At 56.0% G+C, this 24685-nt stretch carries 21 protein-coding genes; 17 read left to right on the top strand and 4 right to left on the bottom strand.

Features of this window, described 5'->3' with window-relative positions:
* The 5 genes from ACTRW9_RS01355 to ACTRW9_RS01335 all read left to right on the top strand — a co-directional run bounded on the left by ACTRW9_RS01355 (position 1) and on the right by ACTRW9_RS01335 (position 4552).
* Positions 1-1458, top strand: coding sequence for a cryptochrome/photolyase family protein (locus ACTRW9_RS01355; RefSeq protein WP_442428013.1), 1458 nt, complete (start codon positions 1-3; stop codon positions 1456-1458).
* Positions 1459-1777: 319 nt separating this feature from the next.
* On the top strand, positions 1778-2482 hold the full coding sequence (locus ACTRW9_RS01350; protein WP_442428012.1) for a hypothetical protein: 705 nt from the start codon (positions 1778-1780) through the stop codon (positions 2480-2482).
* 61 nt (positions 2483-2543) lie between these two features.
* Positions 2544-2933, top strand: a complete 390-nt coding sequence (locus tag ACTRW9_RS01345) for a hypothetical protein (protein WP_442428011.1) — start codon at positions 2544-2546, stop codon at positions 2931-2933.
* 32 nt (positions 2934-2965) lie between these two features.
* Positions 2966-3898 carry a MerR family transcriptional regulator gene (locus tag ACTRW9_RS01340; RefSeq protein ID WP_442428010.1) on the top strand — a complete coding sequence of 311 codons (933 nt, stop codon included), beginning with the start codon at positions 2966-2968 and terminating at the stop codon, positions 3896-3898.
* A gap of 138 nt (positions 3899-4036) precedes the next feature.
* Positions 4037-4552 carry a hypothetical protein gene (locus tag ACTRW9_RS01335; RefSeq protein ID WP_442428009.1) on the top strand — a complete coding sequence of 172 codons (516 nt, stop codon included), beginning with the start codon at positions 4037-4039 and terminating at the stop codon, positions 4550-4552.
* 95 nt (positions 4553-4647) lie between these two features.
* Here ACTRW9_RS01335 and ACTRW9_RS01330 read toward each other — a convergent pair whose 3' ends face one another.
* A complete protein-coding gene (locus ACTRW9_RS01330) occupies positions 4648-5076 on the bottom strand; it encodes a hypothetical protein (RefSeq protein WP_442426595.1) in 429 nt (142 codons plus the stop codon).
* Between the two features lie 442 nt (positions 5077-5518).
* On the opposite strand from ACTRW9_RS01330, the gene ACTRW9_RS01325 reads away from it, so the two are divergent.
* From ACTRW9_RS01325 to ACTRW9_RS01315, 3 genes are all read left to right on the top strand, one after another.
* Complete coding sequence (locus tag ACTRW9_RS01325; protein WP_442428008.1) at positions 5519-5989, top strand: hypothetical protein; 471 nt, start codon at positions 5519-5521, stop codon at positions 5987-5989.
* A 127-nt stretch (positions 5990-6116) separates the two neighbouring features.
* Complete coding sequence (locus tag ACTRW9_RS01320; RefSeq protein ID WP_442428007.1) at positions 6117-6659, top strand: DUF2059 domain-containing protein; 543 nt, start codon at positions 6117-6119, stop codon at positions 6657-6659.
* A 55-nt stretch (positions 6660-6714) separates the two neighbouring features.
* Positions 6715-7050, top strand: a complete 336-nt coding sequence (locus ACTRW9_RS01315; protein WP_442428006.1) for a hypothetical protein — start codon at positions 6715-6717, stop codon at positions 7048-7050.
* A 55-nt stretch (positions 7051-7105) separates the two neighbouring features.
* On the opposite strand, the gene ACTRW9_RS01310 is transcribed toward ACTRW9_RS01315, so the two are convergent.
* Positions 7106-8752: an ArnT family glycosyltransferase gene (locus ACTRW9_RS01310; RefSeq protein WP_442428005.1), complete on the bottom strand. Its 1647-nt coding sequence runs from the start codon at positions 8750-8752 to the stop codon at positions 7106-7108.
* 316 nt (positions 8753-9068) lie between these two features.
* On the opposite strand from ACTRW9_RS01310, the gene ACTRW9_RS01305 reads away from it, so the two are divergent.
* The 6 genes from ACTRW9_RS01305 to ACTRW9_RS01280 are packed head-to-tail and all read left to right on the top strand — an operon-like array spanning position 9069 to position 16073.
* Positions 9069-10199 carry a VOC family protein gene (locus ACTRW9_RS01305; protein ID WP_442428004.1) on the top strand — a complete coding sequence of 377 codons (1131 nt, stop codon included), beginning with the start codon at positions 9069-9071 and terminating at the stop codon, positions 10197-10199.
* The gene (locus ACTRW9_RS01300; RefSeq protein ID WP_442428003.1) at positions 10196-11047 is read left to right on the top strand and encodes a fumarylacetoacetate hydrolase family protein; all 852 of its coding nucleotides are present in this window, start codon (positions 10196-10198) and stop codon (positions 11045-11047) included. Before ACTRW9_RS01305 ends, ACTRW9_RS01300 begins: the two co-directional genes overlap by 4 nt.
* A gap of 6 nt (positions 11048-11053) precedes the next feature.
* Positions 11054-12223 (top strand): homogentisate 1,2-dioxygenase, encoded by a 1170-nt coding sequence (locus tag ACTRW9_RS01295; RefSeq protein ID WP_442428002.1) that lies wholly within the window; start codon positions 11054-11056, stop codon positions 12221-12223.
* Entirely contained in the window at positions 12220-12864 is a 645-nt protein-coding gene (locus ACTRW9_RS01290; protein ID WP_442428001.1) for a flavin reductase family protein, read from the top strand. The genes ACTRW9_RS01295 and ACTRW9_RS01290 overlap by 4 nt, the downstream gene beginning before the upstream one ends.
* Positions 12865-12889: 25 nt before the next feature.
* Complete coding sequence (locus ACTRW9_RS01285) at positions 12890-14068, top strand: thiolase family protein (RefSeq protein ID WP_442428000.1); 1179 nt, start codon at positions 12890-12892, stop codon at positions 14066-14068.
* Positions 14069-14102: 34 nt separating this feature from the next.
* The gene (locus tag ACTRW9_RS01280; protein WP_442427999.1) at positions 14103-16073 is read left to right on the top strand and encodes an acetoacetate--CoA ligase; all 1971 of its coding nucleotides are present in this window, start codon (positions 14103-14105) and stop codon (positions 16071-16073) included.
* A gap of 92 nt (positions 16074-16165) precedes the next feature.
* Here ACTRW9_RS01280 and ACTRW9_RS01275 read toward each other — a convergent pair whose 3' ends face one another.
* Entirely contained in the window at positions 16166-16993 is an 828-nt protein-coding gene (locus ACTRW9_RS01275) for a hypothetical protein (protein WP_442427998.1), read from the bottom strand.
* 625 nt (positions 16994-17618) lie between these two features.
* Between ACTRW9_RS01275 and ACTRW9_RS01270 the strand changes: the two genes are divergently transcribed.
* The 3 genes from ACTRW9_RS01270 (at position 17619) to ACTRW9_RS01260 (ending at position 23609) form a co-directional block, all read left to right on the top strand.
* On the top strand, positions 17619-20318 hold the full coding sequence (locus ACTRW9_RS01270; RefSeq protein ID WP_442427997.1) for an ATP-binding protein: 2700 nt from the start codon (positions 17619-17621) through the stop codon (positions 20316-20318).
* Positions 20319-20571: 253 nt separating this feature from the next.
* Positions 20572-22989, top strand: a complete 2418-nt coding sequence (locus tag ACTRW9_RS01265; RefSeq protein WP_442427996.1) for an ATP-binding protein — start codon at positions 20572-20574, stop codon at positions 22987-22989.
* 278 nt (positions 22990-23267) lie between these two features.
* Positions 23268-23609 carry a DUF3467 domain-containing protein gene (locus ACTRW9_RS01260; protein WP_005008434.1) on the top strand — a complete coding sequence of 114 codons (342 nt, stop codon included), beginning with the start codon at positions 23268-23270 and terminating at the stop codon, positions 23607-23609.
* A 168-nt stretch (positions 23610-23777) separates the two neighbouring features.
* On the opposite strand, the gene ACTRW9_RS01255 is transcribed toward ACTRW9_RS01260, so the two are convergent.
* Positions 23778-24197 carry a hypothetical protein gene (locus ACTRW9_RS01255; RefSeq protein WP_442426581.1) on the bottom strand — a complete coding sequence of 140 codons (420 nt, stop codon included), beginning with the start codon at positions 24195-24197 and terminating at the stop codon, positions 23778-23780.
* Positions 24198-24685: the final 488 nt, after the last annotated feature.

The following is a 24685-nucleotide window of genomic DNA, read 5'->3' as shown; positions in this document are numbered from 1 at the left end:
ATGATGGCCGTTTACCAAAGAGCCTTATGCTGGGTCCGGCGCGACCTTCGTATTCGGGATCACACCGCGCTTACAGCTGCCACCCGTCAGTCCCGCGAAGTGATCGTCGTGTTTGTGTTCGATACCAACATCCTGCGCAAACTGGAAGACAAGGATGACCGGCGGGTCACCTTCATTCATCATTCCTTGAAAGAAATGCAGGCGCGGCTGGTTAAAAAAGGGTCCGACCTGCTGGTGTGCCACGGCGATCCGGTGCTGGACATTCCCCGTCTTGCCCAGGAATTGAAAGTCGATGCGGTGTTCACCAACCGCGACTATGATCCTTACGCCAGAAAACGCGACCGCATAGTCGAACAGAAACTCAAGATCTGGGATGTGGCGTTTCATTCTTACATGGATCAGGTTGTGTTCGAATATCCGGACATCGCAACGCGGCAGGGGGAGCCGTTCAAGGTATTCACCCCGTATAAGAATGCCTGGCTGGGGACACTGCGCCCGGAACAGGTGGCGGAGGAAAAGGCAAACCTGAAACGGTTGGCACCGACAAAAGTTTTCAAGGAATGGACCGAACCCTGGGGCCTCGAATCCCTTGGTTTCAAGGAGAAGGACCTGTGGATTCAACCGGGGGAGGAGGGAGCCCGCGCCGCCTGGAGGAAATTTCAGAAACACATCCACCGATATCACAAAGACCGCGACTTCCCCGCCGCGAAGCACGGAACATCAGGCCTTTCCGTGCACCTGCGTTTCGGCACCATATCCATTCGGGAGCTCGTGCGCAATGCCATTGGCAGAAAAAATGAGGGCGCGCGAACCTGGTTGTCGGAATTGATCTGGCGTGATTTTTACCAGACCATACTCGACCGCTATTCCTATGTGGTTCGCGGCGCATTCCGCTCCGAATACGACAGCATCCGTTGGCCGGGAAAAGAATCCCATTTCAAAAAATGGTGCGCGGGAGAGACGGGTTATCCTTTGATCGATGCGGCGATGCGGCACTTCGCCCGGACCGGGTGGATGCACAATCGCCTGCGCATGGTGGTGGCGTCGTTTCTGGTCAAGGACCTGCTCGTTGACTGGCGTAAGGGCGAAGCCTGGTTTGCAAGAAATCTGCTCGATTTCGAACTCGCTTCCAACAACGGCGGCTGGCAGTGGTGCGCCTCCACCGGTTGCGACGCCCAGCCGTGGTTTCGCATCTTCAATCCGGTCACCCAATCCAAGAACTTCGACCCGGAAGGACGCTTCATCCGTGAAAACGTGCCGGAACTGGCCGCGTTCTCCAACACCCACATCCACTGGCCACACGACGCACCTGATTCCGAAAAGGAAAGAGCCGGATGCCGCCTGGGTAAGGACTACCCGGACCCGATTGTGGAACATGCCGTCCAGCGCGAAAAGGCTCTCAAATTGTTTCAGGACGTCGCCCAGGCCGCCGCCTTGACCCCCGCGGAAGAATCCTGACCTCATTTCTTCTTTTTCCCTATAATTTCTCCTCCTCTATCTCTGCGGTTTTTCCATCCCAGGTATTTGTCTAAGTTTTTAACTGATTTTTTTTGAATAAGCCCGCCGTTTACGTGAGAAATCCCGGTTTTCTCCTTATTTTTCAAAAATAATTATATTTAAATCAATTATTTATAATTTATTTAGACAAAAAATTTATTTTTGTTTAAATAAATATTGACAAAACTAATTATTTGTCTAATATTAAGGTTAGACAATCAATGAAAACGTGTGAATCGATTAAGACAGGTAAACGGGATTTTGAATTAGGAGGTACACCATGAAACGCTTCCACCAAATCAAAAAAACAGCAGCCCTTTTTTCCCTCGTTCTTTCCATGTCCGGTACCGCCTGGGCCTCTTCGGTGCACAACCATTCCACGGTTCCGGTGAAGTGGGAATTTTCCAAAACCATTCAGGCCAAAATAGACCGCAGTTTTCAGGCCGCGAAGTCTCTGGGAACGCTGGGTCTCTCCAAGTTCGAGCAACGAAAGTTCGATCATTACGGCATCAAGGTGAACAACCGTTTCAAAAGTCATTACAACGGGCACGTGTTGAACGTGGAGCGGACCACGATGGGTCTCCGTATCTTGAATATTGCCGACATGAGCCGCATCGCCGCAACCGAGACCATTCCGGTTCGTGAATTGGAAGGGGCTGCCTTCATGATGAAGAATGCAAGAAAGAGCCATGCCGGACATGATCATGCGGTCCGTCACATAGAGTGGATTTTCGCCAACACCACCCACGAAAAAATAATTGATCGTCTCAACAGCACATCCGGCCCGGCCTTCGTCGGGTTGAGTGAGTTCGAGCACACCCTTTTGGATGAGTATGGCATTCGCATCGGAAATGCGTTCCAGGCCGACATCATGAACCTGCCCTACATGGCCATGCGCACTTCCGGTGGGTTGTTGGTGCACCGGAAACTGCAAGGCGGGGTGGTCGCCGAGCGTACGGTATCCAACAACGCGGACCGGTTCTGACCGGTCCGCAAGGCAGGGAAGCAGCATGAATTCAACCAATTTTAACAAGAGGAGAACAGCCATGAATACGATTAGAAAAAGTTTTGCGATCATGATAATGTGCGCCCTGATTCTTGCCCCTTCGGTGAAAGCCCCCGCCAGCGAAACGAAAACCGGTGGTTACGAATGGATGCATGGACCCAACAGCACCGTGCTTCTCAAGCCCGGCTGGGTCACCAGCTGCCAGAATGATTTTGTGATTGAAAACGATTCAGAGACGGGAGCGACAGTGCGGGTTGATCTTGGCATCGAGAAGTTCAGCACCGATGCCATCACAAGCAACGGAAAGCGGTTGTATTCGATAAGGGAAAGCCTGTCTTTTGCCAAGCAGTTGGGAAAAACCGTGTACATGGATGACGTTGCCCAGGTCCGGAACGAGAGCAAGAATTCGACCGTGCGGGTGCATTGTTGAAGAACAAGGAAGGAACCGGAAAAATGAATGCCATGAGCGAAATTGCCCAATGGATACCGATCGGAGAACTGTCGCGACTGACAGGGATCAGCACCCACACCCTCCGCATCTGGGAAAAAAGGTACGGGACGCCCGAGGCGCACCGCCTTCCATCGGGGCACCGCCGCTATCCGCGGGATGAAGTTCCCCGGCTGAGGGCGGTGGCGCAGGCATTGGATTCCGGATTCCGCGCCGGACGAGTGGTGGGAGCTTCCCTGGAAGAACTGCAGGCCTTACTTGGGGTCGGGCCCAGCAGGGCTTCCAGGGTTTCTCCGGCTTTGGAGAATGCGACGTCCGGGCAGGCAAGCAGGAACCTCATTGTCGAAAAATGGATCCGGGCCGTGCATCTTTACGACGAAGCCAGCCTCACCCAGAGTTTGCACGAAGAGTGGGGGCGGCAGGGTCCCTTGTCATTCGTACTCGATTATGCGGGTCCTTTCCTGAAACGTCTGGGTCAGGGCTGGGCCATGGGAGAGCTCACGGTTTCCCAGGAGCACTTCGCGTCGGAAAGGTTATCGGATTTTCTTGCGGACAAATGGCGCACGCTCAATGACCGCAAGGAGGGATCCATTGTGGTGCTCACCACCCTGCCCGGGGAGACACACCGTCTGGGACTGTTGATGTGTGCGGTCATCACCGCGCTCACCCGCTTCAAGATTCTGTACCTGGGAGCCGACACGCCTGTGCAGGATATCAAAGATGCCACTCGAAAATCCGGAGCCCTCCTTCTGGCTGTCAGCGTATCTTCATGGATGCCCAAAAGCGAAGTGGAATCACAACTCACTGAATTGAGAAAAGACTTGTCCCCAAGCGTGGAACTGATCGTTGGGGGAACGGGGGCTCCAGAGGGCATGCCTGGGGTGAATCGATTTTCGCAGTTTGGTGAATACTTCGAGTGGTTGTCCGGAAAGGCACCTTCTTCCTGATCCGTTTCCCCGGTGCTGTTAAGAAGGTCCCCTTCCTTCCGGGGAAAAGCCATTAGACCTTTCCTGTGTTTTCTGCAAGAATAAAACAACGGGCCCTGCCGGGACAGTCTACTTCAAAAAATCACACCCTCCATACCCATGTTCCTGAACCGCTACCCAGGCTACAGTTTTCTGACTATCCTGCTCGCCACCTTCAACCTGTTCCATATGGGCGTCGTTCTGGCCTCGCTGGTGACGGGATTGATGAGTGGCATTCTCTGGGCTGCGGGTGACAAGTTATGGGCGCTGGTATTTCTGGTCATTGCCGCCTTCGGCCTTTCCCACCAGATCTTTTCCAGGCTGTTTCACCTGTGTTCCATCCGCGGGCTGCGGCGAAAAGGAGATGTCCTGCAGGTGAAAAACCCGCGTACCGGAGAGTGGTTGAGCTGGGATCGGGTGCTTTCCTTTGAGAAAGCCAACTTTCCATCGTCCGGAGTCAGGCGTTCCTACGCCAACTACCCGGGCATCCGTTTTGCCCTCAAACGCGATCCGGAGTCGGCAGAGGAATCATTATTGGTAGCGGAAGACCGCTTTGGCTGGGGAATGGAACCGGTGCGCGACCGGGTATTCGAGGACCTGCTTAAAAAATACCCTCAAAATGCAGTGGATGTATGACAAAGAAACCCGGTCCCGGCCCTTGTTTCCAGGGCCGGGACGAACAGGTTTCGGGGAAGGATTTTCCTGCTCACCCAGAACAGCGGAGCACCGGTTTATTTAAATACGGCCAGCTCATCCTTTTTAGGCTTGGGATTCTCCGGCAGTTGAATGCAGCGAAGCCGGATGTCAGATTTCGGCCCGAGATTGATAATGACTGCCTCATCCTCGTTTTTCGGGATATCGTGGCCATGAAATTTTGCCGTCAGCAAGGTTCCCGGCAGGCTGAATGCGCGGCGTTCCTGCGGGTTCAGTAATTCATCGACATAGACCTTGTGTCCTAGCACCACCTTGAGATCGGCGGTCTCTCCCGCCATGTTTTCCACGATGAAGTCCGTTTTGCATCGTTGCGCTTCTCCGGGTTTGATCACCGTCATTTTGACTGTAGCCGGCGTGGTGCTGCTTTCCTGAGCCGCCGCCAGGCCGGGAACCAGCAGGCATGCGGCCATTACGATCCCTGCAATCCAATTTGTTTTTGTATTCATAACCCAACTCCCTCCTGAGTGTGGTGGGTTGGTTTCTCCGCCCTGGCCCCTCTCCCTCGCCGGGCAACAGGTGGAATCCTGTGTATGCATACCCTTCAATATGTTCCCCCTTTGCGGTTTGGCAAGCGGCGAGGCCGTGGATTTTGTTTGGGAAAACGCCATCGGAACCCGTTTTCCAGGCTAGGAAGGCCAAATGGGCCGGGATCCGTGCAAAAAATCATAAAAATCTGACAAATTTTGTCAGAGGTTGTTACGGGATACCGATAAAAGTTATGCCGTTTTTTGCCTTATTAACCTAAAACAATTGAAAAATAACAGGAGCGAATGGGGGATGCCGAACTTGTCGAATTTTGGCACGAATCTGGAATAAACAGGGGTAAAGGAAATCAATTTGTAGAGTAAGGGTAAACCAGATTTCAAAAAGAAAACGGAGGAACCCCAAATGAAAAAAATCATCGCAAGCATGATGATCGCGTTTTTCGTCAGTTTCCTTGGAATGACTGGCACGGCCCTGGCCCACAAGTCGGACAGGGGTGACGATGCCAGCTGGAAATCCTTCAAGCACATGGTGGTGAAGGTGAAGGCCTGGGGAAATAAAATGTGGAACGACGCCCCTGAAGAAAAGAAGGTCAAACATAAAAAAGCCTGGAAGCGGATGGCGAACAAACTGAAAGCCGCCAAGAGCAAAGCCTGTGACAAGGCCAGTGACAAGGCCAAATCCAAGGCGAATCACAAATCCCGCCTGGCTGCCTGCGAACCTGGAAATACCGAACCGCCGCCCGCTCCGACTCCGGAACCTGTGGAAGAACCGGCCCCGACCATAACCGAGCCGGCTCCGACCGCTACGGAACCCGAGCCTCAGCCTTCGGCAACCTGCGATGGTTCGGATCCTTTCAATCCGGCTTGCATGTAATTTCAGGTAAAACGCAGTTACTTTATCTGCCCGGCGCCCTTTATGGGTGCCGGGTTTTTATTTTGGCCCGGCTGGTGACCCATCCCGTATAATGAAATTCCACTTGGAATGAAGCGGGAGACTCTCTATGCACTGGATCAGAAACGGAATCGGACTCATGGCGGGGGTGGCGTTTTGGGGTTTTTTTGGATTGGGCGCGGTGCAGGCGGAAATTGATCCGCAAAAAGAACGCGATATCCGCAAACTGCTCCGCGTCTCCGGAATCTACAAGCAACTGGACTACATGAAGGAAGGCGTTCTCGATGCCTACGGGACCATGATCGCCTCCGCTTATCCCAAAGTGCCGGACGCGTTCTGGAAGGATTATTACGGCCTTGTCGGCGACGAGGAAATGAAGGATCTCATCGACCGCGTGGTGCCGGTATACGACAGCCACATGTCCCATGAGGTGATCAAAAAACTCATAGGTATGTTCGAAAACCCGTTCTGGGAAGAATGGAAGCAGAAGATGCCCCTCATCAGCCGGGAAGCCGGGCTGGCCGGCAACGAGTGGAGCCAGGAACTGGTCAAGTCCGATGCATTCCGCAACCAGGTGGATGCGCTGATCGAAAAATACAAGCTGGAGACTTTGAACTCAAAACAGGAACCGCCTCCGGTTTCAACCGAATGAGTCCTCCCAGAGGACCTCAAGCCCGTATCATGGACACTTTTGCCAGGAGAAAACCATGAACGCCGCAACGGCCCGGAAAGTGAAGGTTTTTGTCATGGTGACCGCCCTGTTGTGTCTGGCCGTTTCACCCCTGTATGCCGATCCGAAATCGTCTGAAACCGATCCCACTCCGGAATGCCAGGAGATGGCGTCCTCAAAGATGGACCATCCTGAATCCGGTTCCACATGTGAGCCGGTGGCCGACCTCGAATCCAAGGGGGTGGAGGACCCATCCGATGCCAAGCCGGGCGCCGGGGAGGAATCCGGACAGAAAAACGAAACGCCCGGAAAACCGCTTCCCCAATGCTCGGACCCGCTTTTTGCCGAGGCCAACCCGGCCCTGTGTTTCTGATGCGGTAAGCGCAGAGCCCTGAACCGCACCTCCCCTTGCCGCCTGCCGGTTGGGATCAGGAACGGGAATTCAACTCTGCCATTGCAGAGGACACTCCGCCGGGCCATTCGAAAATGGCGAACGAAAACACCTCATACGGCCCCACATCGTCGTACAACTTCACCAGCCGCAATTCCGGGTTTTTCTCCACAACCCGGTCCAGCGGAAACATCCTCAAGCTGCCGACAAAGTAAAGCCGTTTGCCTTTCAATTCCTGAACGGGAACGACCCGCCGTTTCTTCGGCTGGTATTTGGAAGACACCGTGACGAATTCCCGCGCGCTCTTCAGCGAGTGGGGAAACGAGACCGGACGCCACGCTTCATAGAGATCGATCCCCGGCTGGTCCTTGAGATACATATAGAGCGCATCGCTTGGAATGCCCAGCTTGAACGTGGTGAATACGGCAATGGGTCCGTTGCGACTCTCGTTTTTGAGGAAGTGGACCGCATCGGTGACGGCATAGGGTCCCTGGGGATACCGGACGTATTGCCAGTGGTCGAGTTCGGTCCATGCGGCTGTTTCCGGTTCAATGAGGTAGTGCATGTTCCACTTCCAGGCCGGAATCAGGCAGGCCACTCCCAGTGCAATGGCTGCCGTCCCCGCCACAAGCGGAGAACGCGGCTTCAGGGTTTCATGGACATACCGCATGAGACAACGCAGGCCTTCCGCAGTCAGGATTGCGAGCGGCGGCAGGGCCACCAGGAAATAGCGCGGATAGGCCACTTCGGCCAAAATCAGGAACACAACCGTTGGCAGAAAAAGCCACAGAAGGAGAAACGCCGCGGTTCTGGGTTGAGTACGCAGGGACACTCCCGTTCCCATCACCGCGAGAATCATAACCGGAACCGTGATGTACAACAGCCCCACTTCAAACAGTTCTCTCAGGTGGGGCAGAAGCCGCGGATGATCGAAGGTGAGAACCGCAGCCAGAGTTTCCAGTAAAGGAACCTTGTGATGCAGGACCTTGCTTGCATGGGAAAAGAGGTAATCGGGTTCATGCAGAAGGAACGGCAGGGCCAGAAGTCCGAAAACCACACCGCTCACCGAAAGCCGTATCCAGAGTTCGAGGTTGCGGGGATGGTTGAACAAAAAAACCGCCATTACGGGCAATGCGAGAAACATCAACAACGGTGTTTTGGTGAGGAACCCCAGTCCCGCAAACATCCCCAGCGCAAACGCCCAGCGCCAGGAAGGCCTGTCATCTCTGGCCAGGCGCAACCCGGCATAAACCGTCCAGATGACGAATGCCGCAAGCAGGGCGTCGGTCAGGCCCAGCCGGTCGTGGGTCAAAACCAGGGGCAGCGACAGGTAAATGAACGCGGCCAGTCCCGCCGTGTGGCGGGAGAAAAGGAGCGCACCGATCCGCCACAGCCCCGCTACAGCCAGTCCCCCGGCCACCACTGAAATCATCCTCGACGAGGCGAGCAGGTCGTCGAACCAGCCCAGCGTGATTGCGTTCAGCCAGAAAAAGAAAGGCGGTTTGCCGTCCACCGCAGAGACAAACAGGGAAGCGGGGTCGTTCCGGATGATGTCGGCCCAGCGCAGGTAAATGGCTTCATCGAACACCATCGGCAGGCCCAGAAGGGAATAGAGGCGCGTGAGGGCATAGAGCCCGATCAAAGCCGCGGGCGCGCAAAATGGATGCGTTAAGTAGGATCTCATACAACGGCTGGCAAGGATTCGGTGTGAACCTTTCAAAACAGGTTCGGGCAATTGAAGCCAAATAGCAAATATTATCCTCAATGGACAAACCGTTCCCTGTCACGGTCACCCCGGCCGGATAAAACCTCCACGATGAAAGTTCCTCCGCCCCGTACAGAGGCATGCTGAAAATGATTTGTATAATCGCTTCTTAATCCGTGGATAATTGCGAATCCCTCCTGCATGGATCCTCATCTAAATATTAAGTGCCAAGCGGTTTTCCGGGACCTATATTCATAAGAAGGTTGTACGGGTTCACTTCCAACGGAGTCGCAACATGGACACAGCTTCCCAATTAGGCATCCGAAAGGTTTTTTCGGTGGAATTCGTGGTCGACTTCTTCGACCGCAGCCGTAACTTTTACATCGAGAAGATGGGCCTCGTGGAAACCCACCGGTCCACCCCTCAATGGGAGGAGCGGTTCAAAAGCAAGGCCATCTATTTTTCCGCCAATGACGTTCGCCTCATGGTCTCGACGCCTCTGTCGAACCACAGCTACACCGCGCAGTACCTCAAAATCCTCTGCCCCGGCATCCGCAACGTCACCCTGCAGGTGGAAGACCTCGACCGCGCCGTCGATTACCTGAAAGAGCATCACGCCACCTTCGTGCATCCGGAAAAGGTGGTGGAAGCGGGCCACAGCCGCCACCGCTTCGTGACCATCGCCACCCCCATCGGGTTTCTGGAAATCACGTTTCTCGAAGTCACGGGCAACGAGGAAGACATTCCCATGTTCGAAAAGGTGTCGCATCCCCCGGCGGAGCGGTCCCCCTTCAAGAATATCGACCACATGACCATCAACGCCCGTACGCTGTACCCGGTTTACAATTTTTTCGAGCATGTGCTGGACTTCAAAAAATTCTGGAGCGTGTCGTTCCACACACCGGACACCCGGTCCGGGCGCAAGGGCACGGGACTGTCGTCGCAGGTCATGTACGATCCGGGTTCGCAGGTGAAGTTCGCCACCAACGAACCGCTGTACCCGCACTTCAACGAGTCGCAGATCCAGACCTTCGTCGAGCGCAACCATGGCGCGGGCATCCAGCACATCGCGCTGGCGGTGGACAACCTGCTGGAAACGGTGGAGACGCTGAAGGGCCGCGGCATTGAATTTCTCGACACGCCGGATACCTATTACGACATGCTTCCGGAACGCATCGCCAAACAGAACATCGGTAAAATCAGGGAAGAGATCAGCGACCTGAAAAAAGCGGGCATCCTGGTGGACGGCGATAACGGCGACTACCTGCTTCAGATTTTCCTCAAGGACGCGTCAGGCCTGTACCACGAGGAAAACGCGGGTCCCTTTTTCTTCGAAATCATTCAGCGGTGCGGACATCCCGGGTTCGGTGAGGGCAACTTCCGCGCCCTGTTCGAGGCCATCGAAATGCAGGAGTCGGTTTCATGAAGCTGTTGCGCTATGTGGCACCGGGGCAGCCGTCTCACGACGGCCTGCTCCATGAAGGCCACGTGTTCCCGTTGATCGGCATGAATACCGTGGAGGCGCTCAACGCCCTGCACGCAGGCGATTCCCTGTTGCGCAAAATCGTGGAACAACCCGGCCTGCCGCTGGAAGTGGTCACGCTACTGCCGCCGGTGGAAAAACCCGGGGCGTTCATGGATTTCTACACGTTCGAACAGCATGTCAGGACCGCCCGGAGCAAGCGCGGATTGGAGATGGTGCCGGAATGGTACCAGTACCCGGTGTGGTACAACGGTTCGCCGCGCTGTTTCAGCGGACACAACACCACCGTCATCTTTCCCCCCGGTGAGAAGAAAAAGGATTTCGAGCTGGAACTGGGCGTGGTCCTCAAAAAGGAATGCCGCGGCGTTTCGGAGAAGGAGGCCACCGACTGCATCGGCGCGTACACCATCGTCAACGATTTTTCCGCGCGCGCGCTCCAGGCTGAAGTCATGAAAGTCGGGCTGGGCCCGGCGAAGGGCAAGGACTTCAACACGGGGCTCGGGCCGTGGATGGTGACGCCCGACGAAATTCCCGATCCGCGCAACCTCACCATGCGTGCCTGGGTGAACGGGGAATTGCTGACGGAAGCCAACAGCGGCTCGTCGCATTTCACTTTCGAGCAGGCCATCGCCTTCGCCTGCGAGTACCAGACGCTGTACCCCGGCGACGTGCTGGCCAGCGGTACCGTGGGCGGTGGATGCGGACTGGAACTCGACCGTTTTTTGAACAGCGGCGACGTGGTTGAACTGGAAATCGAACACATAGGGAGGCTGACCCACAGGGTCGGTTGAATCTTCATGTTCCGTTACATGCAGCTGGGCAACATCGCACCCATGCACCACACCGCGCACTACGCGGGATCGAAACTGCTCAACGAATACTGCTTCACGCGCGAAGGGTTTGAAGAGCCTTATTCAATCCTGTACATGCACCACCCGCCGACCGGCGAGTCGATGCGCGAGGTCTATACCGAGGCGGCGTGGGGGCGCCCCACACCGCGCGGCGAGGCGCTTCTGGAGCGACGGCATTTCCGCGGCTGGCAGGTTCAGCCGGAAAAGCATTTCATCACCGGCCGCACCCTGCTGGCATTCAACGACGACCTCACTTACGGGCTGTGTCATCCGGCAAAAGAAGAGAAAACCTTTTTCGCCAACAACGACGCCGACGAGCTGTTCTTCCTTTACGAGGGAGCAGCCACACTGCAAAGCCTGTTCGGCAAAATAACATTGCGCGCGGGCGACTACCTCGTCATCCCGCGGTCGTGTCCGTACCGCTTCCGCTTCGACACCCCTCCCGGTCTGCTGTACGTGGAGGGCAAACGCGACATCGACATCCCCCCGGAGTTCCGCCACGACGCGGGGCAGTTCAAGATGGACGCGCCGTATTCCGAGCGCAGTTTTCAACTGCCGGAATGGGATGCGGACCTGTTTGAGAACGAGGAGCCGGTGTCCATCGTGCGCAAGCGGCAGGGCGCATTCACGCGCACACATTATTCCGAGAACTATTTCCGCCTGGAAGGCTGGGACGGTTACGTGTACCCGTACGCGATCAACCTCGACGCCATCCAGCCCAAAACCGGCCGCGTGCACCTGCCTCCCACCTCGCACCTCACGTTTGCGGGTGGGGGATTCGCAGTGATGAGTTTCCTGCCTCGGCCTCTGGACTTCGATTCCAAAGCGGTGCCGTGTCCTTTCTACCATTCGTCGGTCAACTGCGACGAGTTGCTGTTCTACCATTCCGGAAACTTCACCAGCAGGAAGGGCATCGAGCGCGGCTCGATCAGCTACCATCCATCAGGCATTCCGCACGGACCCCATCCCGGCGCGTATGCGGGGTCCATCGGGGCGAAACAGACCGAGGAGCAGGCGGTGATGGTCGATACCTTCGCGCCGATGATATTGACGGCGGAAGGCGAAGCGCTGGAAGACCCGGATTATCCCAAAAGCTGGCAGGAGACCCGCAAATGACCCAACACAACGGCTATGCCGCCATCCGTCCGGCGGACCATTTCTGGGTGGATGTGTACCACCTGATGAATTCCATCGTGCAGCCGCGTCCCATCGCGTGGATTTCCAGCATCTCCGCCGACGGCAGACGCAATCTCGCGCCGTTCAGTTATTTCAACATCTGTTCGATGAACCCGCCGATGATCTCCAATTCCATTTTCTTCAACCGCGACGGATCGGAGAAGGACACGCTGAAAAACATCAGGGCCACGCGCGAGTACGTGGTGGGTGTGGTTTCGTACGAGGCGGCGGACAAGGCGAACCTGAGCTCCGCGCCGTTCGACTACGGCGTCAGCGAGTTCGAGGAAGCCAAGGTGGCGGTGATCGAGCGCGGGGAAGGCAAACCGCCGTTCATCGCCGAAAGCCCGGTGCAACTGGTGTGCGAACTCAACCGCACGGTGCCTTTGGGAAGCGGCGCGGGCACGGGCACGCTGGTGCTGGGCGACGTGCGTGAAATTTATCTTTCCGAATCCCTTTCCTCCATCGAGTGGAAAAAGGGAATCCCTCCCGAACTGCTCAACAACGTCGGCCGGATGGGCGCGGACTTTTATGCCAAGACCACCGACCGGTTCCGCATGGAACGCCCCACGGTCAAAAAATGACGGGCCAACCTGAAAGGTCACTCCAATGAGCCGGGAAAACTCCTTCACCTACATATACAGCGCCGTGCGCACGCCCATCGGGCGTTTCAACGGCGCCCTCGCGCCGGTGCCCGCACCGGAACTGGTGGCGTTCGCCATCCGCGAAGCCCTCAAACGTGGCGGGTTCGAGGGTGAGGACATCGATGAGGTGATCCTCGGCAACGTGTTGACCGCGGGCGTGGGCCAGGCCCCGGCGCGGCAGGCGGCATTGCATTCCGGCATCCCGGACAGCGTCGGCGCTACCACCGTCAACAAGGTGTGCGGTTCCGGCATGAAGGCGGTGATGATGGCGGATCAATCGATCCGGCTGAATCAATCCGATTTTGTTGTCGCCGGGGGGATGGAGAACATGAGCCGCGCGCCGTTCCTCGTGCCGCACATGCGGCGCGGCCACAAGCTGGGAAACGCCCACATGGTGGACGGCATGATCCACGACGGGCTGTGGGACCCGCATGAGAACCGGCACATGGGTGAGTTGAGCCAGATCCTCGCGCACCGTCTCGGTTACACTCGCGAGGCGCAGGACGCGTACGCAAAAGAAAGTTACACCCGCGCGCGCAAGGCGATGGACAAGGGCATCGTGGCGAAGGAACTGGTGACCGTTCCCGTATGGCACCGGACGTATACGCAGACCGTCGATCACGACGAGCAGCCGCACCTCGACAATCTGGACCAGTTCGACTCGATGCCGCCGGTGTTCGAAAAGCCGGGGGGCACCATCACCAAGGCCAACGGAGCGAAACTGAGCGACGGCGCGGCGGCGTTGATCGTCGGCAAGCCGTCTGCCAACCACAAACCGCTGGCGCGCATCCTGGGATATGCCACGCACGCGCAGTCGCCGGACACCTTCGCGCTGGCGCCGGTGGAGGCCATCCGGAAAGTGCTTGCGGCGGTGCGGCTGGAGATCCGGGACATCGACCTGTTCGAAATCAATGAAGCCTTCGCTCCGATGTCCCTTGCCGTGCACGACCAACTGGGTCTCGACCCGGAGAAGGTGAACGTGCATGGGGGATCGATTGCTCTGGGCCATCCTATCGGCGCGACGGGGGCACGCATCCTGGTTACGCTGCTCAATGCGCTCCAGACGCAGGGTAAGAAGCGTGGATGCGCCAGTCTGTGCATCGGCGGCGGCGAGGCCACGGCGATGGTGATCGAACTGGTGTGACGCGATTGATCCGACTTTTTTTAAGGAGACGGTGATGAACCCGATCCTTTGGCGGCCTTCTAAACAACGGGTACAGCATTCCCACATGGCCCGGTTCATGAAAGGTGTGAACCGGGAATTCGATCTCAATATCAAAACCTATTCCACCCTGCACCGCTGGTCGGTGAAGTGCCTCGAACAGTTCTGGGAATACTACCTGCGCCAGTCGGGAATCGATCTCACCCGCCCGCCGAAACAGACCCTTTCCTCGAAGACCCTGCCCGGTGCGGTGTGGTTCGACGGCGCGGAACTCAATTACGCGGCGAACCTGCTGAAAGGTCCGGGAAACAAAACGGCCATCATCAGCCGCTCGGAGACGCGCCCGACCACGCACATGACCTTCGACACACTCCGCCACCAGGTGGCGTGCTTCGCCTCGGCGCTGCGTCGCGCGGGAGTGGAGCAGGGCGACCGCGTGGCGGGTTACCTGCCGAACATTGTGGAGACGGTGATCGCCATGCTGGGCACGTCGGCGGTGGGCGGGGTGTGGACCTCGTGCTCGCCGGATTTCGGTTTGCAGGGCGTGCTCGACCGCTTCGGCCAGGTGGAGCCGAAGGTGCTGGTCACGGTGGACGGATACACTTACAACGGCAAGGCGCATTCCCTCGACGACCGTCTGCGGCAACTCGTGCCGAAGATAAACGGACTGCGCGATGTGGTTGTCGTGCCCTACCTCGATCCGGACTACGACCCGTCCAAGCTCGGTCTTCCGTCCACGGTTCTATGGAAAGAGTTTGCGCGCGAGGGCGGCGACGTGGAATTGCGGTTCGATCCGGTGGGCTTCAACGATCCCCTGTTCATCCTCTACTCCTCCGGCACCACCGGCCTGCCGAAAGGCATCGTGCACGGGGCCGGCGGCACGCTGTTGCAACACCATAAAGAGCACGCGCTTCATACCGACATCGGTCCCGACGACGTGGTGTTTTATTACACCACCTGCGGCTGGATGATGTGGAACTGGCTGGTCTCCGCACTGGCTCGTCATGCGACCATCGTCCTCTACGAAGGCTCGCCTGCGTACCCGTCGCTCGACTTACTGTGGCAGTTGGTGGAGGAGACGGGCATCACCGTGTTCGGCACCAGTCCGAAGTATCTCGCCATCAACCGGGAACAGGGCAAGGAGCCGGGAAAAGGGGCAAATCTCTCCAGCCTGAAAGCGATCCTGTCCACCGGATCGCCTCTCGACCGCGAAGGGTTCCGTTACGTGTACCGCGCCATCAAAAAAGATGTGCAGTTGTCGTCGATCTCCGGGGGCACCGACATCATCTCCTGCTTCATGCTGGGGAACCCCATGCTTCCGGTGCGCGAGGAAGAAATCCAGTGCCTGGGGCTGGGCATGGACGTGGCGGCGCTCGGCCCCGGGAACAAACCCGTAGTGGGTGAACAGGGAGAACTGGTGTGTCGCTCGCCCGTGCCTTCCATGCCGGTGGCGTTCTGGAACGACCCGGACGGGGCGCGCTATCGCAGTGCGTATTTCGAGAAAGTGCCCGGCGTGTGGGTGCATGGCGACTACATCAGCATCACCAAGGAAGGCGGCGTGATCGTGTACGGGCGGAGCGACGCCACGCTCAATCCGGGAGGGGTGCGCATCGGCACTGCGGAGATCTACCGTGTGGTGGAGAACCTTCCGGAGGTGCAGGACAGCGTGGTGATCGGCGTGGAGGAGGAGGGGGACATCCGCCTTCTCCTGTTCGTGGTGCTGGCGGAAGGGGTGGAACTCGACGATGCCCTGCAGGCGCGTATCCGTCATGCCCTCAAGACCGAAGAATCGCCGCGGCATGTGCCGCACGAAATGTTCCAGGTGCGGGAGGTGCCGAAAACCATGAACGGCAAGAAGGTGGAACTGGCCGTGCGCGGGATTTTTGCGGGCACCCCTCCGGCCAACCGGCACGTCATCGTCAATGCCGGGTGCCTCGCGGAATATGAAGAACTGTACGGCCGCAGGCTGGCGGTGCGGGGCGGGTGAGGCGCCCTTCAAAAAGTCCAAAAAACCGGCCCGTTGGGACACGTCCGCGGGCCGATTGATTTTCTTTGCTTACTTCGGTAGTCCTAACTGTTTCAGGCTCCCACCACGAGCGGATAATGGTTCCGCATGGCTTCCCGGTTGTGGCGGTCGCGGTCGAGCCCCATCCAGAATGTGTAGATCGCGTCCAGCGCCTTTTCTCCCGCCTGCAGGAACTTTTCGTTGTCAAAGTCCGGCTTGTGGAATGCCTGCTGCAGTTCCTCCAGCACGTTGTCGCCATGACCCTTCTCACTGTTGAAATGGAACTCGAAGAAGTCGAGCGGGATGGCGGGGTCGCCGTAAGCGTGACAGGTTTCGTTGTAGATTTCGAGTCCGCCGATCAGTTCTTTCCAGAAGTTGTTGGCCTCCTCGGAGGTGCCGATGCCCCAGGCCGCCCAGGTTTCGATGGCGTAACTGGCACCGCGTCCGACTTCCCCGTCCTTGCTTCCGTAGGTTTCCTCCAGGCCGCTGATGAAACGCCTTGTGGAAGGTGTGGCCGCGTCCCAGCTTCCCAGCAGTTCCGGGTTCAGGCCCAGTGGTTGAGCGGTGTCGCGCAACCAGTTGATGTGGGCCCAGCGGGTTTTGAACGGCTGGTTTTCGGTGGTGCCGTCGGGGTTGATGTGCACGCCCAGTTCGTTGGCCAGGATGTAACGTGCGTGCGCCTCCGCCTCCAGGTCCGGTGCGTGCATCATGCGCATCATCTGTACGAGCAGGAACCATTTTGAAAAAACGGCGAATTGCGTGAACAGGTGAATCAGATCCTCGAGGGTGAATGTTCCCTGCCGAAACCATTTGCAGTAAGGGTTGTATACGATGACAGGATGCTGGTGAATTCGCGTTTGAATGGTTGCCCAAAATTCGTCGAATTGCTTTTTGGAGTTCATGGCAAACCTCGATATTGTTATTTGTTACCCGCACGCACAACAAGGAACCTTTGATTTAAAAGGCTCCACCTATATAAAAGTAGGCCCCTCTCCGGGAAATTTCCATTTAAAGACGAACCTCTGGTCCCCTGGTTGGACCTCATCTTCACGATATCGGATAAACGAAACTGAATGATGGGCGAAATGAAGGTCGGCGGGAAGTCGATTTTGAGAAAGCGCTTGCGAAAAGGGCGGGTCCCCTGGAAAGCCATCGTGCAGAAAGTGCCGTATTAATTGAACTCCCGGATCAGCGGAAGTCCTTTTGGTTTTGGGTTTAGGGTCAAAACCATATTGCTATGAAGTAGGGTATATTAGGGGGTTTGTCTGATAAAAAATATTCTGTTTACCTTATTTTTGGAGAAAATTTGATGGTTTTCAGATAACATAAAGGTAAGGTTTGTAATTGAGAAAAGGCAGAAATCCGTTTGGAATACGGATTTGTGTGTGAACAGGTTCCGCCAATGCAAATGTGGTTCGGAGGTGGATCGAGAGCAAAGTGGTCGGAAAACGAAGAAGCCTCAGTTTTTTTTTGAGACGTTTGGGCAATCTCCGGTGTTCGTCGAATAAGGGGTGGGAACCATTGCCAATGAATACTTCCAGGAAGATCTTTGGTCTGATTGCGCTGGTGGGCGTTCTGGTTGGAATGCTCGGTTATTTTCTTCTCAATCATTCCCAGTCCATTATTAAGGAACGCATTGCGGGCGAAATTCAGAACTTGACCGAAAGCACGCTGGAGTCCGTAAACCGCATCCTTTTCATGCGTGGTGAGGAGCTCCAGATCCTGGCTCACAGCCTGCCCATAATGGAAATGGTCGAGCAATCCAACCGGGAGTTCGACGCCCTGCCGGACCGCGACGCCTTCATCCGCCAGACGGACGAGGCCTGGCTGGCTGGACAGGATACAGGGACGGTCCAAACTCTCCTGAACAATCCCCTGTCCCGAACCTTCACCGAAAAACGCCGGTTTCTGCAAAAGAAATACGGCGTGGAGGTGTTCAACGAAATCTTCGCCACCAACCGGTATGGTGCGCTGATAGCCGCCTCCCCCCGCACGACGGATTATTACCAGGCAGACGAAAGCTGGTACCAGGAAGCGCTGAAGTCGGAAGACGACGTGTATGTGGAAGACATTGCGTTCGATGAGAGCACCGATTCCTTTTCCACAACGCTGGCCGTACGCATGAGGGACGACGAGAACCGGTTTGTGGGAATGATCAAGGCCGGCCTTCACATTGTGATCATCCGCAATCTGCTGGATCAGTTTAAAAAAGAGGAATCCATCCAGTCCCTCAATTATTTCCTTGTCGATGGCAAGGGCTCGGTGATTTTAAGCAGTCTGGCCAATTCCATCACAGGCGGCAGGAGCCCGGCAAGGATCCATCCTTTTGGAAAAGACCTGTCCTCGTGGGAACCCGTGTCGCGGGTGCTTGCAGGAGAGAATGGTCATTATTTCCAGGAAAAAGGGGGGCAGACATCTCTGATCACCTACCAGCGGTCGCGGAACTTTGAAAATGTTTCCGGACTTCGCTGGTCCCTCATCCTCCAAATGGACGCGAAAGAAGTTCTGGAGCCGATATCCGTTTTGCGCATGGGTCTGGGAGGCATATGGGGGGTCCTGATTCTGCTTGCGCTGGTCGTGGGCGGGATTCTTATTTTCGCCTTCGTTCAGCCCGCGGAAAAACTCATGCGAACCACCCGGCCCCGTGTCCGTCCCGGTCGGGAAAGGGTTCCATCCGATTCGGTACGTGAAAGCCCGGTGGCAGAGACCGAGCCCATCCAGGACATCTCCCTGTCCTTCAAAAACATGACGGACGAGTTGGTGTTGCACCTGGAGGAACTGGAAAAACAGGTTTCGACCAAGGCCGAAGCACTTCTCGCTGCGAAAAAGGATGCGGAAAAAGCCAACCAGGCCAAAAGCCTGTTCATCTCCAACATGAGTCATGAGATCCGCACCCCTCTCAATGCGGTGCTCGGGTATGCGCAGATCCTGGACCGCGACCCCAAACTCGATTCCAAACAGAAGGCGAAGATCAAGGGGATTTACCATTCCGGATCGCGGCTGTTGCAATTGATCAACGATGTCCTGGATATTTCCAAGATCGAGGCGCGCAAGGAAGATTTGCATATTCATCCTTTCAATCTCAATGACCTGGTCTGGGAAGTGGACTCCCGTTACGGGGCCTTGTGTCGCGGCAAGGGACTGGAATGGGCGGTCACGGGCGATGTGGATCGCCCCCTTCCTGTGTTCGGGGACGAGCAGAAAATCCACCAGGTATTGAGCAACCTGCTCGACAACGCCTTCAAGTTCACGGAATCGGGCCGTGTGGAATTGCGGGTAACCCGGGCGGAGGGGGACGTTTACCGGTTCGAAGTGATCGACACCGGCCCCGGCATCGCCCCTGAAAACCAGGATGCCGTGTTCGGCATATTTGAGCAGGGCAAAGCGGGTGTGGAAAAGGGTGGGGTCGGCCTCGGACTGGCCATCTGCAGGCGACTGGTGGAACTGATGGGCGGGGACATGAAGCTGGAATCTAAAAATGGCGGCCCCACGCGGTTTTCTTTCGAACTGCCGCTGCTCCCCTCCGAGCGCCCACTGAGGGTGGGCCCGGCGGATCTGAAAAAACACGTCACCCTGGCACCCGGAATATCCCTGCGCACTCTCATTGTGGATGACGACCCCAACCATCTGGACATCATGCAGGAAATTCTCCAGCGCGCCGGCATGGAGGTCAGAATCGCCGTGAACGGGCGCGAGGGACTGGCCGTGCTTGAGGAATGGAACCCCGACCTTCTTCTTATTGATTACCGCATGCCGGAAATGGACGGATTGGAAATGCTTCGCCAGATCTCCCGCAGGCATGGGCCCGACCGGTACCGAATTGTCATGGTTTCAGCCTCCGCACTGGATCACGAAAAGAAAATGTTCCTGGATAACGGGGTGACCACGGTCATCTCCAAACCGCTGGTCCGGGAGGAGCTTCTGGAGGCCATCCGTCGTATCATGTCCGTGGAGTTTGTTGCCGGCTGCCAGGACAACGGGAACGGGAGCGAGCCGGAGGAGCCGGCCATTGAGTACACCCAACTCTCCATTCCCACCGTGGTGGTGGAGGAGATGCGGGAGGCGCTGTCGAAAGGGCTTTTCGATGAATTCGAAAAACTGCTCCCGGCGATGGCGCATATGGGTCCGGAGGAAGAAAAGCTTGCCGCCCGATTGCAGCGCATGGCGGAGGCGTGTGACAAAGCCTCCATCACCGCTGAACTGGACAAGATCCCCCCGCATCATTAAAAACCTCCTGTCTTTTGCTCCCGGCAAACCAGGCGGAATCTGCCCCGATGGTTGTTCTCTTTTCCCCGGTTTCATTTGAAAATTTGGGGTGAAACCAAACTTTTCTTGCCTTATAGTTAAATAGACTGCCGCCTATCGGCTCCCGATCCCTGACCATCGGCGGACTCTTCCCGTTGACCGGGTAGCCATCCAGCCCCGTACCGGGCCTGGCAAAAAGTTTCGACCGGCTCTTTTTTCAAAGGAGGCTGGAACCATGAAACTGGGTCAAAAGCTGTACACCTTCATTCTTCTGTTTGCCCTGGGTGTGGGCATTGTTGTTTACATTCAGTTCAGCTTTGCCCAGGAAACGTTTCGCAACCAGGCGGGCAAGGAAGCCAGCCGGCTGGCCCAGATTTATCTGGACTTTCTTGAAAGCCAAATTTCACTTCGTACAGAGGGAATTGAACGACTGGCCCATGACCGACGGGTGGTCGCCATGGCGCAGCAGTCCAATGAATATTTCGACTCCCTTCCCGATCCGGAATCCGAGATTGCGGAAATCGAGTCGGCCTGGGTGAGTGGACGTTCGCATCCCCACATCGACCTCATTTTAAAAAACGACCTCTCCAAAATCTTCTCCAGAAAAATCCGTTTCTTCCTTAAGAAATTTGAAGAAAGCCTGTATGGCGAGATTCTTGCCGCCAACCGCCATGGAGTCATTTTCGCTACCCACCCCAAGAGCAGTGATTTTTATCAGGCAGACGAGGAGTGGTTCCGGCAATCATTGAATCGCCCGGACGTCTGGATGAATGAAATCGGCTTTGACTCCAGTTCCAATACCTTTTCTCTATCCGTGGCGACCCGGATTAAGGAAGACGACCAGGTGCTGGGTGTGCTGAAGGTGGGCCTGAAACCCAATGTCCTTCGGGAAATCCTCGACCATTATAAGAACATTTCCACTTTCAAGAGTTTCCAGTATTACCTGGTGGATAGGGACGGACAGGGAATCTTGACCAGCCTGTCGAACGAGGAAACAGTAGGAATGCTTGCAGAGGGCGCCGGATTTTTCGGCACCCCTCTTGCCACGTGGACTCCCGTGGAGCGGTTGTTGAAAGGGCAGACGGGGTATATGTACCTGGACGAAGGCGGAGCCCAAACCCTGGTGGCTTTTGCACCTTCCCGCGACCCGCAGGACTCCGAAGGCTTGGGCTGGGGGCTGGTTTTGGAAATGGATGCCGGGGAAGTGCTGGCTCCTTCCCGTTATCTGGAAAAACGGCTGCAATGGATTTTTGCTTTGGCGCTGACCCTGTTTTTGATTCTGGGTGGGATCTTTGTGGTGTCGATCACCCGCCCGGTCCGGGCCCTCACGGAAGGGGCGCGAAAACTGGAGAGCGGGGATTGGGATGTGAATGTGGCCACTCAATCCGCAGATGAAATGGGGGAGTTGTCCCGCGCCTTCCAGAGCATGGCCCGGGAATTGTTGAAAAATAACAAGGAACTGGAAAACCGGGTTCGCGAACGAACGGCGGAATACCAGAGGGAGCAGGAAAAGGCGGAGAAAGCCAATCAAGCCAAAAGCGTTTTCCTGTCGACCATGAGCCATGAAATCCGCACGCCCTTGAACGCCGTGCTGGGTTATTCCCAGATCCTGGCGCGTGATATCCGGCTGGACCCTCTGCAAAAGAAAAAAATCCAGGCCATTTACCTTTCGGGCAAGCATCTGCTGGCCCTCATCAACGACGTACTGGACCTTTCCAAGATTGAAGCCGGCAAACTTGAAATTTACACGGAGGATTTCGATCTGGCCGAAATGATCCGGGAAGTGGTCAGGATGAACGTGGGGGTTTGCGAGCAAAAGGGTCTCAAACTCAAAGTCACGGGGATGAACCTCGGTGAAAAGGTTGGAGTGCGCGGGGACCAGGCAAAAATCCGGCAGGTGCTGATCAACCTGGTTGGGAATGCCATCAAATTCACGGAACAGGGAGAAGTTGAATTGAAGGTTGAGCAGGGGGAGGGGAACCGGTTCGACTTCACCGTCCGGGATTCCGGGCCGGGCATCTCGGCCGAATACCAGAAATTGATTTTCGAACCCTTTGGCCAGGTGGACCGCGAAAAAGGCAAGGGAGGTACGGGATTGGGACTCGCCATCTGCAAACGGTTGATAGATGGCATGGGCGGGAAACTGGAGGTGGTTTCGATGGAAGGGGAGGGATCGTGTTTTTACTATTCCCTTGACCTGCCGCCGGCAGAGGGTCCCTTGCCGCAAAAGGACGATACCCTGCATGCGGTCACCGGGCTGGCTGCCGGGTTTCAGGTGAAGGCGCTGGTCGTGGATGACAATGAGACCAATACGCAAATCCTCGTGGAAATGCTGGAAGCGCTCGAAGTGGAAACCCAGTCTGTGGAGAGTGGACGCAAGGCCATGGACCGGTTGCGGAAGTGGGTGCCGGACATCATTTTCCTGGATTACAGCATGCCGGACATGAACGGCCTGCAGGTGGTGGAGCAGATTCACCAGCGCTTCGGCAAGGACCAGATCAAAATTGTCATGGTGTCGGCCTACACGTTCACCCATTACCGGAAAATGTTTGAAATTGGCGGCAGCCATGCCGTGCTCAAAAAGCCTGTCCAAAGGGAAGAAATTCTTGAGGTCATCCAGAATCTTCTGGGTGTGGAATTTCAGCGGGCTTGATCGAAGAGGGCGCCTGAACGAACCCCTGCCTGCTTACGGCTTTTCCTGGTTATCCTTTCCCACTCTTGTATTTATTGAACCCAGCCTTTATGGTATTAAATTAAAACTTCAGTCCCTGTTTTGTTTTGGGGCCGCGACCTTTTGCATCGCGGCAATTTCGCATCGAAAAAATTTTGCCTGCGAAAAAAGCGGACCACCCGGTTTGCGAACCCCTTCTTGTTGAGAGCAGTGACTGGTTTGGGCATACGTTATCATTCTTGAAAACATGGGGAGGTTGTATGGCGGAAGAAAAGAAAGCGGCGAGCCCGGGAGGGACCGGTCCTCAAGCGGCGCAGAAAAAAGGCGGTCAGAACCTGAAGTTGAACTGGGACGATTCAAAAATGCAGACCACCTATGCCAATGTGGTCAACGCATCCAGCACGCGCGAGGAAGTGTCCATCTTCTTCGGCACCAACCAGACCTGGAATGTGCCGCAGGACAATGAAGTGACGATTCAACTCAGCGACCGCATGGTGCTCAACCCGTTTGCCGCCAAACGTCTCCTGGTTCTGTTGAACAAAATCATCGCGGAATACGAAGAGCGGTTCGGCCGCCTGCCCCTGGACGGTGAAACCCGCTGAAGCACGGTTTTTGTTTCAATCAAGGGGAACACCTAAGGGTGCCGGATCGAAGACCCAACCAAAAAACCCCCGCTTTAAAAAGCGGGGGTTTTGTTTTTTTGATAGCGGCTGACGGTCCGGGGGGCTCAATCCGGTCTCACCTGCCTCGCGACAGGCTTTGAAGGAAACCTAACGGTGAGCCATCACCCAGGGGGGACTCTTCTCTGCCATGACATTGGTGCGTGCCTCAATGCGTGCCAGGTAATGCACTTGCAGGTCGCCTGCAGTGTTGTCCACGACCAGGTAGTAATCGCCGCTCTTCGGGGTGATCACCGAAAACTTGATTTCATGGGATGCCACCGACTGGAACAGTGCCCGGTCGATTTGCGGGTATTTCTGGAACCCTTCCTTGTCGAGCAACAGCACCCGGATTTCTTCATCGCTGGTCAGTTCAAAATTCAGGGTCGATCCCTGGTAAACATTCTGGAGACGGGTGGAGTTCCATTCGTGGGCCGGAATGGAGGCGGTCAACTCAACGGATTTCTTCCCGGCCCAGGCCGGTGTGCAGACCAGCATTCCCAGTAATATGGTGGCAAGCAAACGCATCATAAGTTCCCCCTTTTGGGTTGGGATTACCACGAAACAGGGCGTAATTGCGAATTTCTCCTATTTATTATCAGAAAATTCCTACAAGAATTCAACGGGAATCCTGATTATTTCTGCATCGGGGTGGTGTCCGGTAAAGGGGAAAGGTTGTTTGTTGCTTTTGTTTCAATATGTTCAATATAATATCCGTCCTTCTAAGTTCGTAACTCCTTAATTTATAATGTTTCCAACGCCCTTTTTCAAATTCATGAGGGAACGGGTTTCGGTTGACTTTAAAGGAAAATGGGAGTTTAATTCGCATACTCACGAAGACTTGTTCCCACGATTTTTCGTCTGTGAATGGGAACAGGCTGGCAGGGTGGGGGGTGGTGAAGGCCACCTGACGCAATGCCGGGGACGAGTCGGGCGGAGTTTTCAGAGGAGCAAAGCCTAAGGGGGACAGGGGCAGCAAATCACTCCCACACGGCCTGCGCCAGAGTATCAATCTAAGG

Source organism: Nitrospina sp. 32_T5 (assembly GCF_052156635.1).
Taxonomy (GTDB): Bacteria; Nitrospinota; Nitrospinia; order Nitrospinales; family Nitrospinaceae; genus Nitrospina.
This window is presented reverse-complemented; position numbering and strand designations above follow the sequence as displayed.

What these genes read in the sequence shown, in the direction of transcription:
- ACTRW9_RS01315 (WP_442428006.1), top strand. Translation starts at nt 6,715, where the DNA reads ATGAACGCCGCAACGGCCCGGAAAGTGAAGGTTTTTGTCATGGTGACC.
- ACTRW9_RS01300 (WP_442428003.1), top strand. Translation starts at nt 10,196, where the DNA reads ATGAAGCTGTTGCGCTATGTGGCACCGGGGCAGCCGTCTCACGACGGC.
- ACTRW9_RS01255 (WP_442426581.1), bottom strand. Translation starts at nt 24,197, where the DNA reads ATGATGCGTTTGCTTGCCACCATATTACTGGGAATGCTGGTCTGCACA.
- ACTRW9_RS01275 (WP_442427998.1), bottom strand. Translation starts at nt 16,993, where the DNA reads ATGAACTCCAAAAAGCAATTCGACGAATTTTGGGCAACCATTCAAACG.
- ACTRW9_RS01310 (WP_442428005.1), bottom strand. Translation starts at nt 8,752, where the DNA reads ATGAGATCCTACTTAACGCATCCATTTTGCGCGCCCGCGGCTTTGATC.
- ACTRW9_RS01290 (WP_442428001.1), top strand. Translation starts at nt 12,220, where the DNA reads ATGACCCAACACAACGGCTATGCCGCCATCCGTCCGGCGGACCATTTC.
- ACTRW9_RS01270 (WP_442427997.1), top strand. Translation starts at nt 17,619, where the DNA reads ATGAATACTTCCAGGAAGATCTTTGGTCTGATTGCGCTGGTGGGCGTT.
- ACTRW9_RS01260 (WP_005008434.1), top strand. Translation starts at nt 23,268, where the DNA reads ATGGCGGAAGAAAAGAAAGCGGCGAGCCCGGGAGGGACCGGTCCTCAA.
- ACTRW9_RS01335 (WP_442428009.1), top strand. Translation starts at nt 4,037, where the DNA reads ATGTTCCTGAACCGCTACCCAGGCTACAGTTTTCTGACTATCCTGCTC.
- ACTRW9_RS01325 (WP_442428008.1), top strand. Translation starts at nt 5,519, where the DNA reads ATGAAAAAAATCATCGCAAGCATGATGATCGCGTTTTTCGTCAGTTTC.
- ACTRW9_RS01305 (WP_442428004.1), top strand. Translation starts at nt 9,069, where the DNA reads ATGGACACAGCTTCCCAATTAGGCATCCGAAAGGTTTTTTCGGTGGAA.
- ACTRW9_RS01330 (WP_442426595.1), bottom strand. Translation starts at nt 5,076, where the DNA reads ATGAATACAAAAACAAATTGGATTGCAGGGATCGTAATGGCCGCATGC.
- ACTRW9_RS01320 (WP_442428007.1), top strand. Translation starts at nt 6,117, where the DNA reads ATGCACTGGATCAGAAACGGAATCGGACTCATGGCGGGGGTGGCGTTT.
- ACTRW9_RS01280 (WP_442427999.1), top strand. Translation starts at nt 14,103, where the DNA reads ATGAACCCGATCCTTTGGCGGCCTTCTAAACAACGGGTACAGCATTCC.
- ACTRW9_RS01265 (WP_442427996.1), top strand. Translation starts at nt 20,572, where the DNA reads ATGAAACTGGGTCAAAAGCTGTACACCTTCATTCTTCTGTTTGCCCTG.
- ACTRW9_RS01355 (WP_442428013.1), top strand. Translation starts at nt 1, where the DNA reads ATGATGGCCGTTTACCAAAGAGCCTTATGCTGGGTCCGGCGCGACCTT.
- ACTRW9_RS01285 (WP_442428000.1), top strand. Translation starts at nt 12,890, where the DNA reads ATGAGCCGGGAAAACTCCTTCACCTACATATACAGCGCCGTGCGCACG.
- ACTRW9_RS01350 (WP_442428012.1), top strand. Translation starts at nt 1,778, where the DNA reads ATGAAACGCTTCCACCAAATCAAAAAAACAGCAGCCCTTTTTTCCCTC.
- ACTRW9_RS01295 (WP_442428002.1), top strand. Translation starts at nt 11,054, where the DNA reads ATGTTCCGTTACATGCAGCTGGGCAACATCGCACCCATGCACCACACC.
- ACTRW9_RS01340 (WP_442428010.1), top strand. Translation starts at nt 2,966, where the DNA reads ATGAGCGAAATTGCCCAATGGATACCGATCGGAGAACTGTCGCGACTG.
- ACTRW9_RS01345 (WP_442428011.1), top strand. Translation starts at nt 2,544, where the DNA reads ATGAATACGATTAGAAAAAGTTTTGCGATCATGATAATGTGCGCCCTG.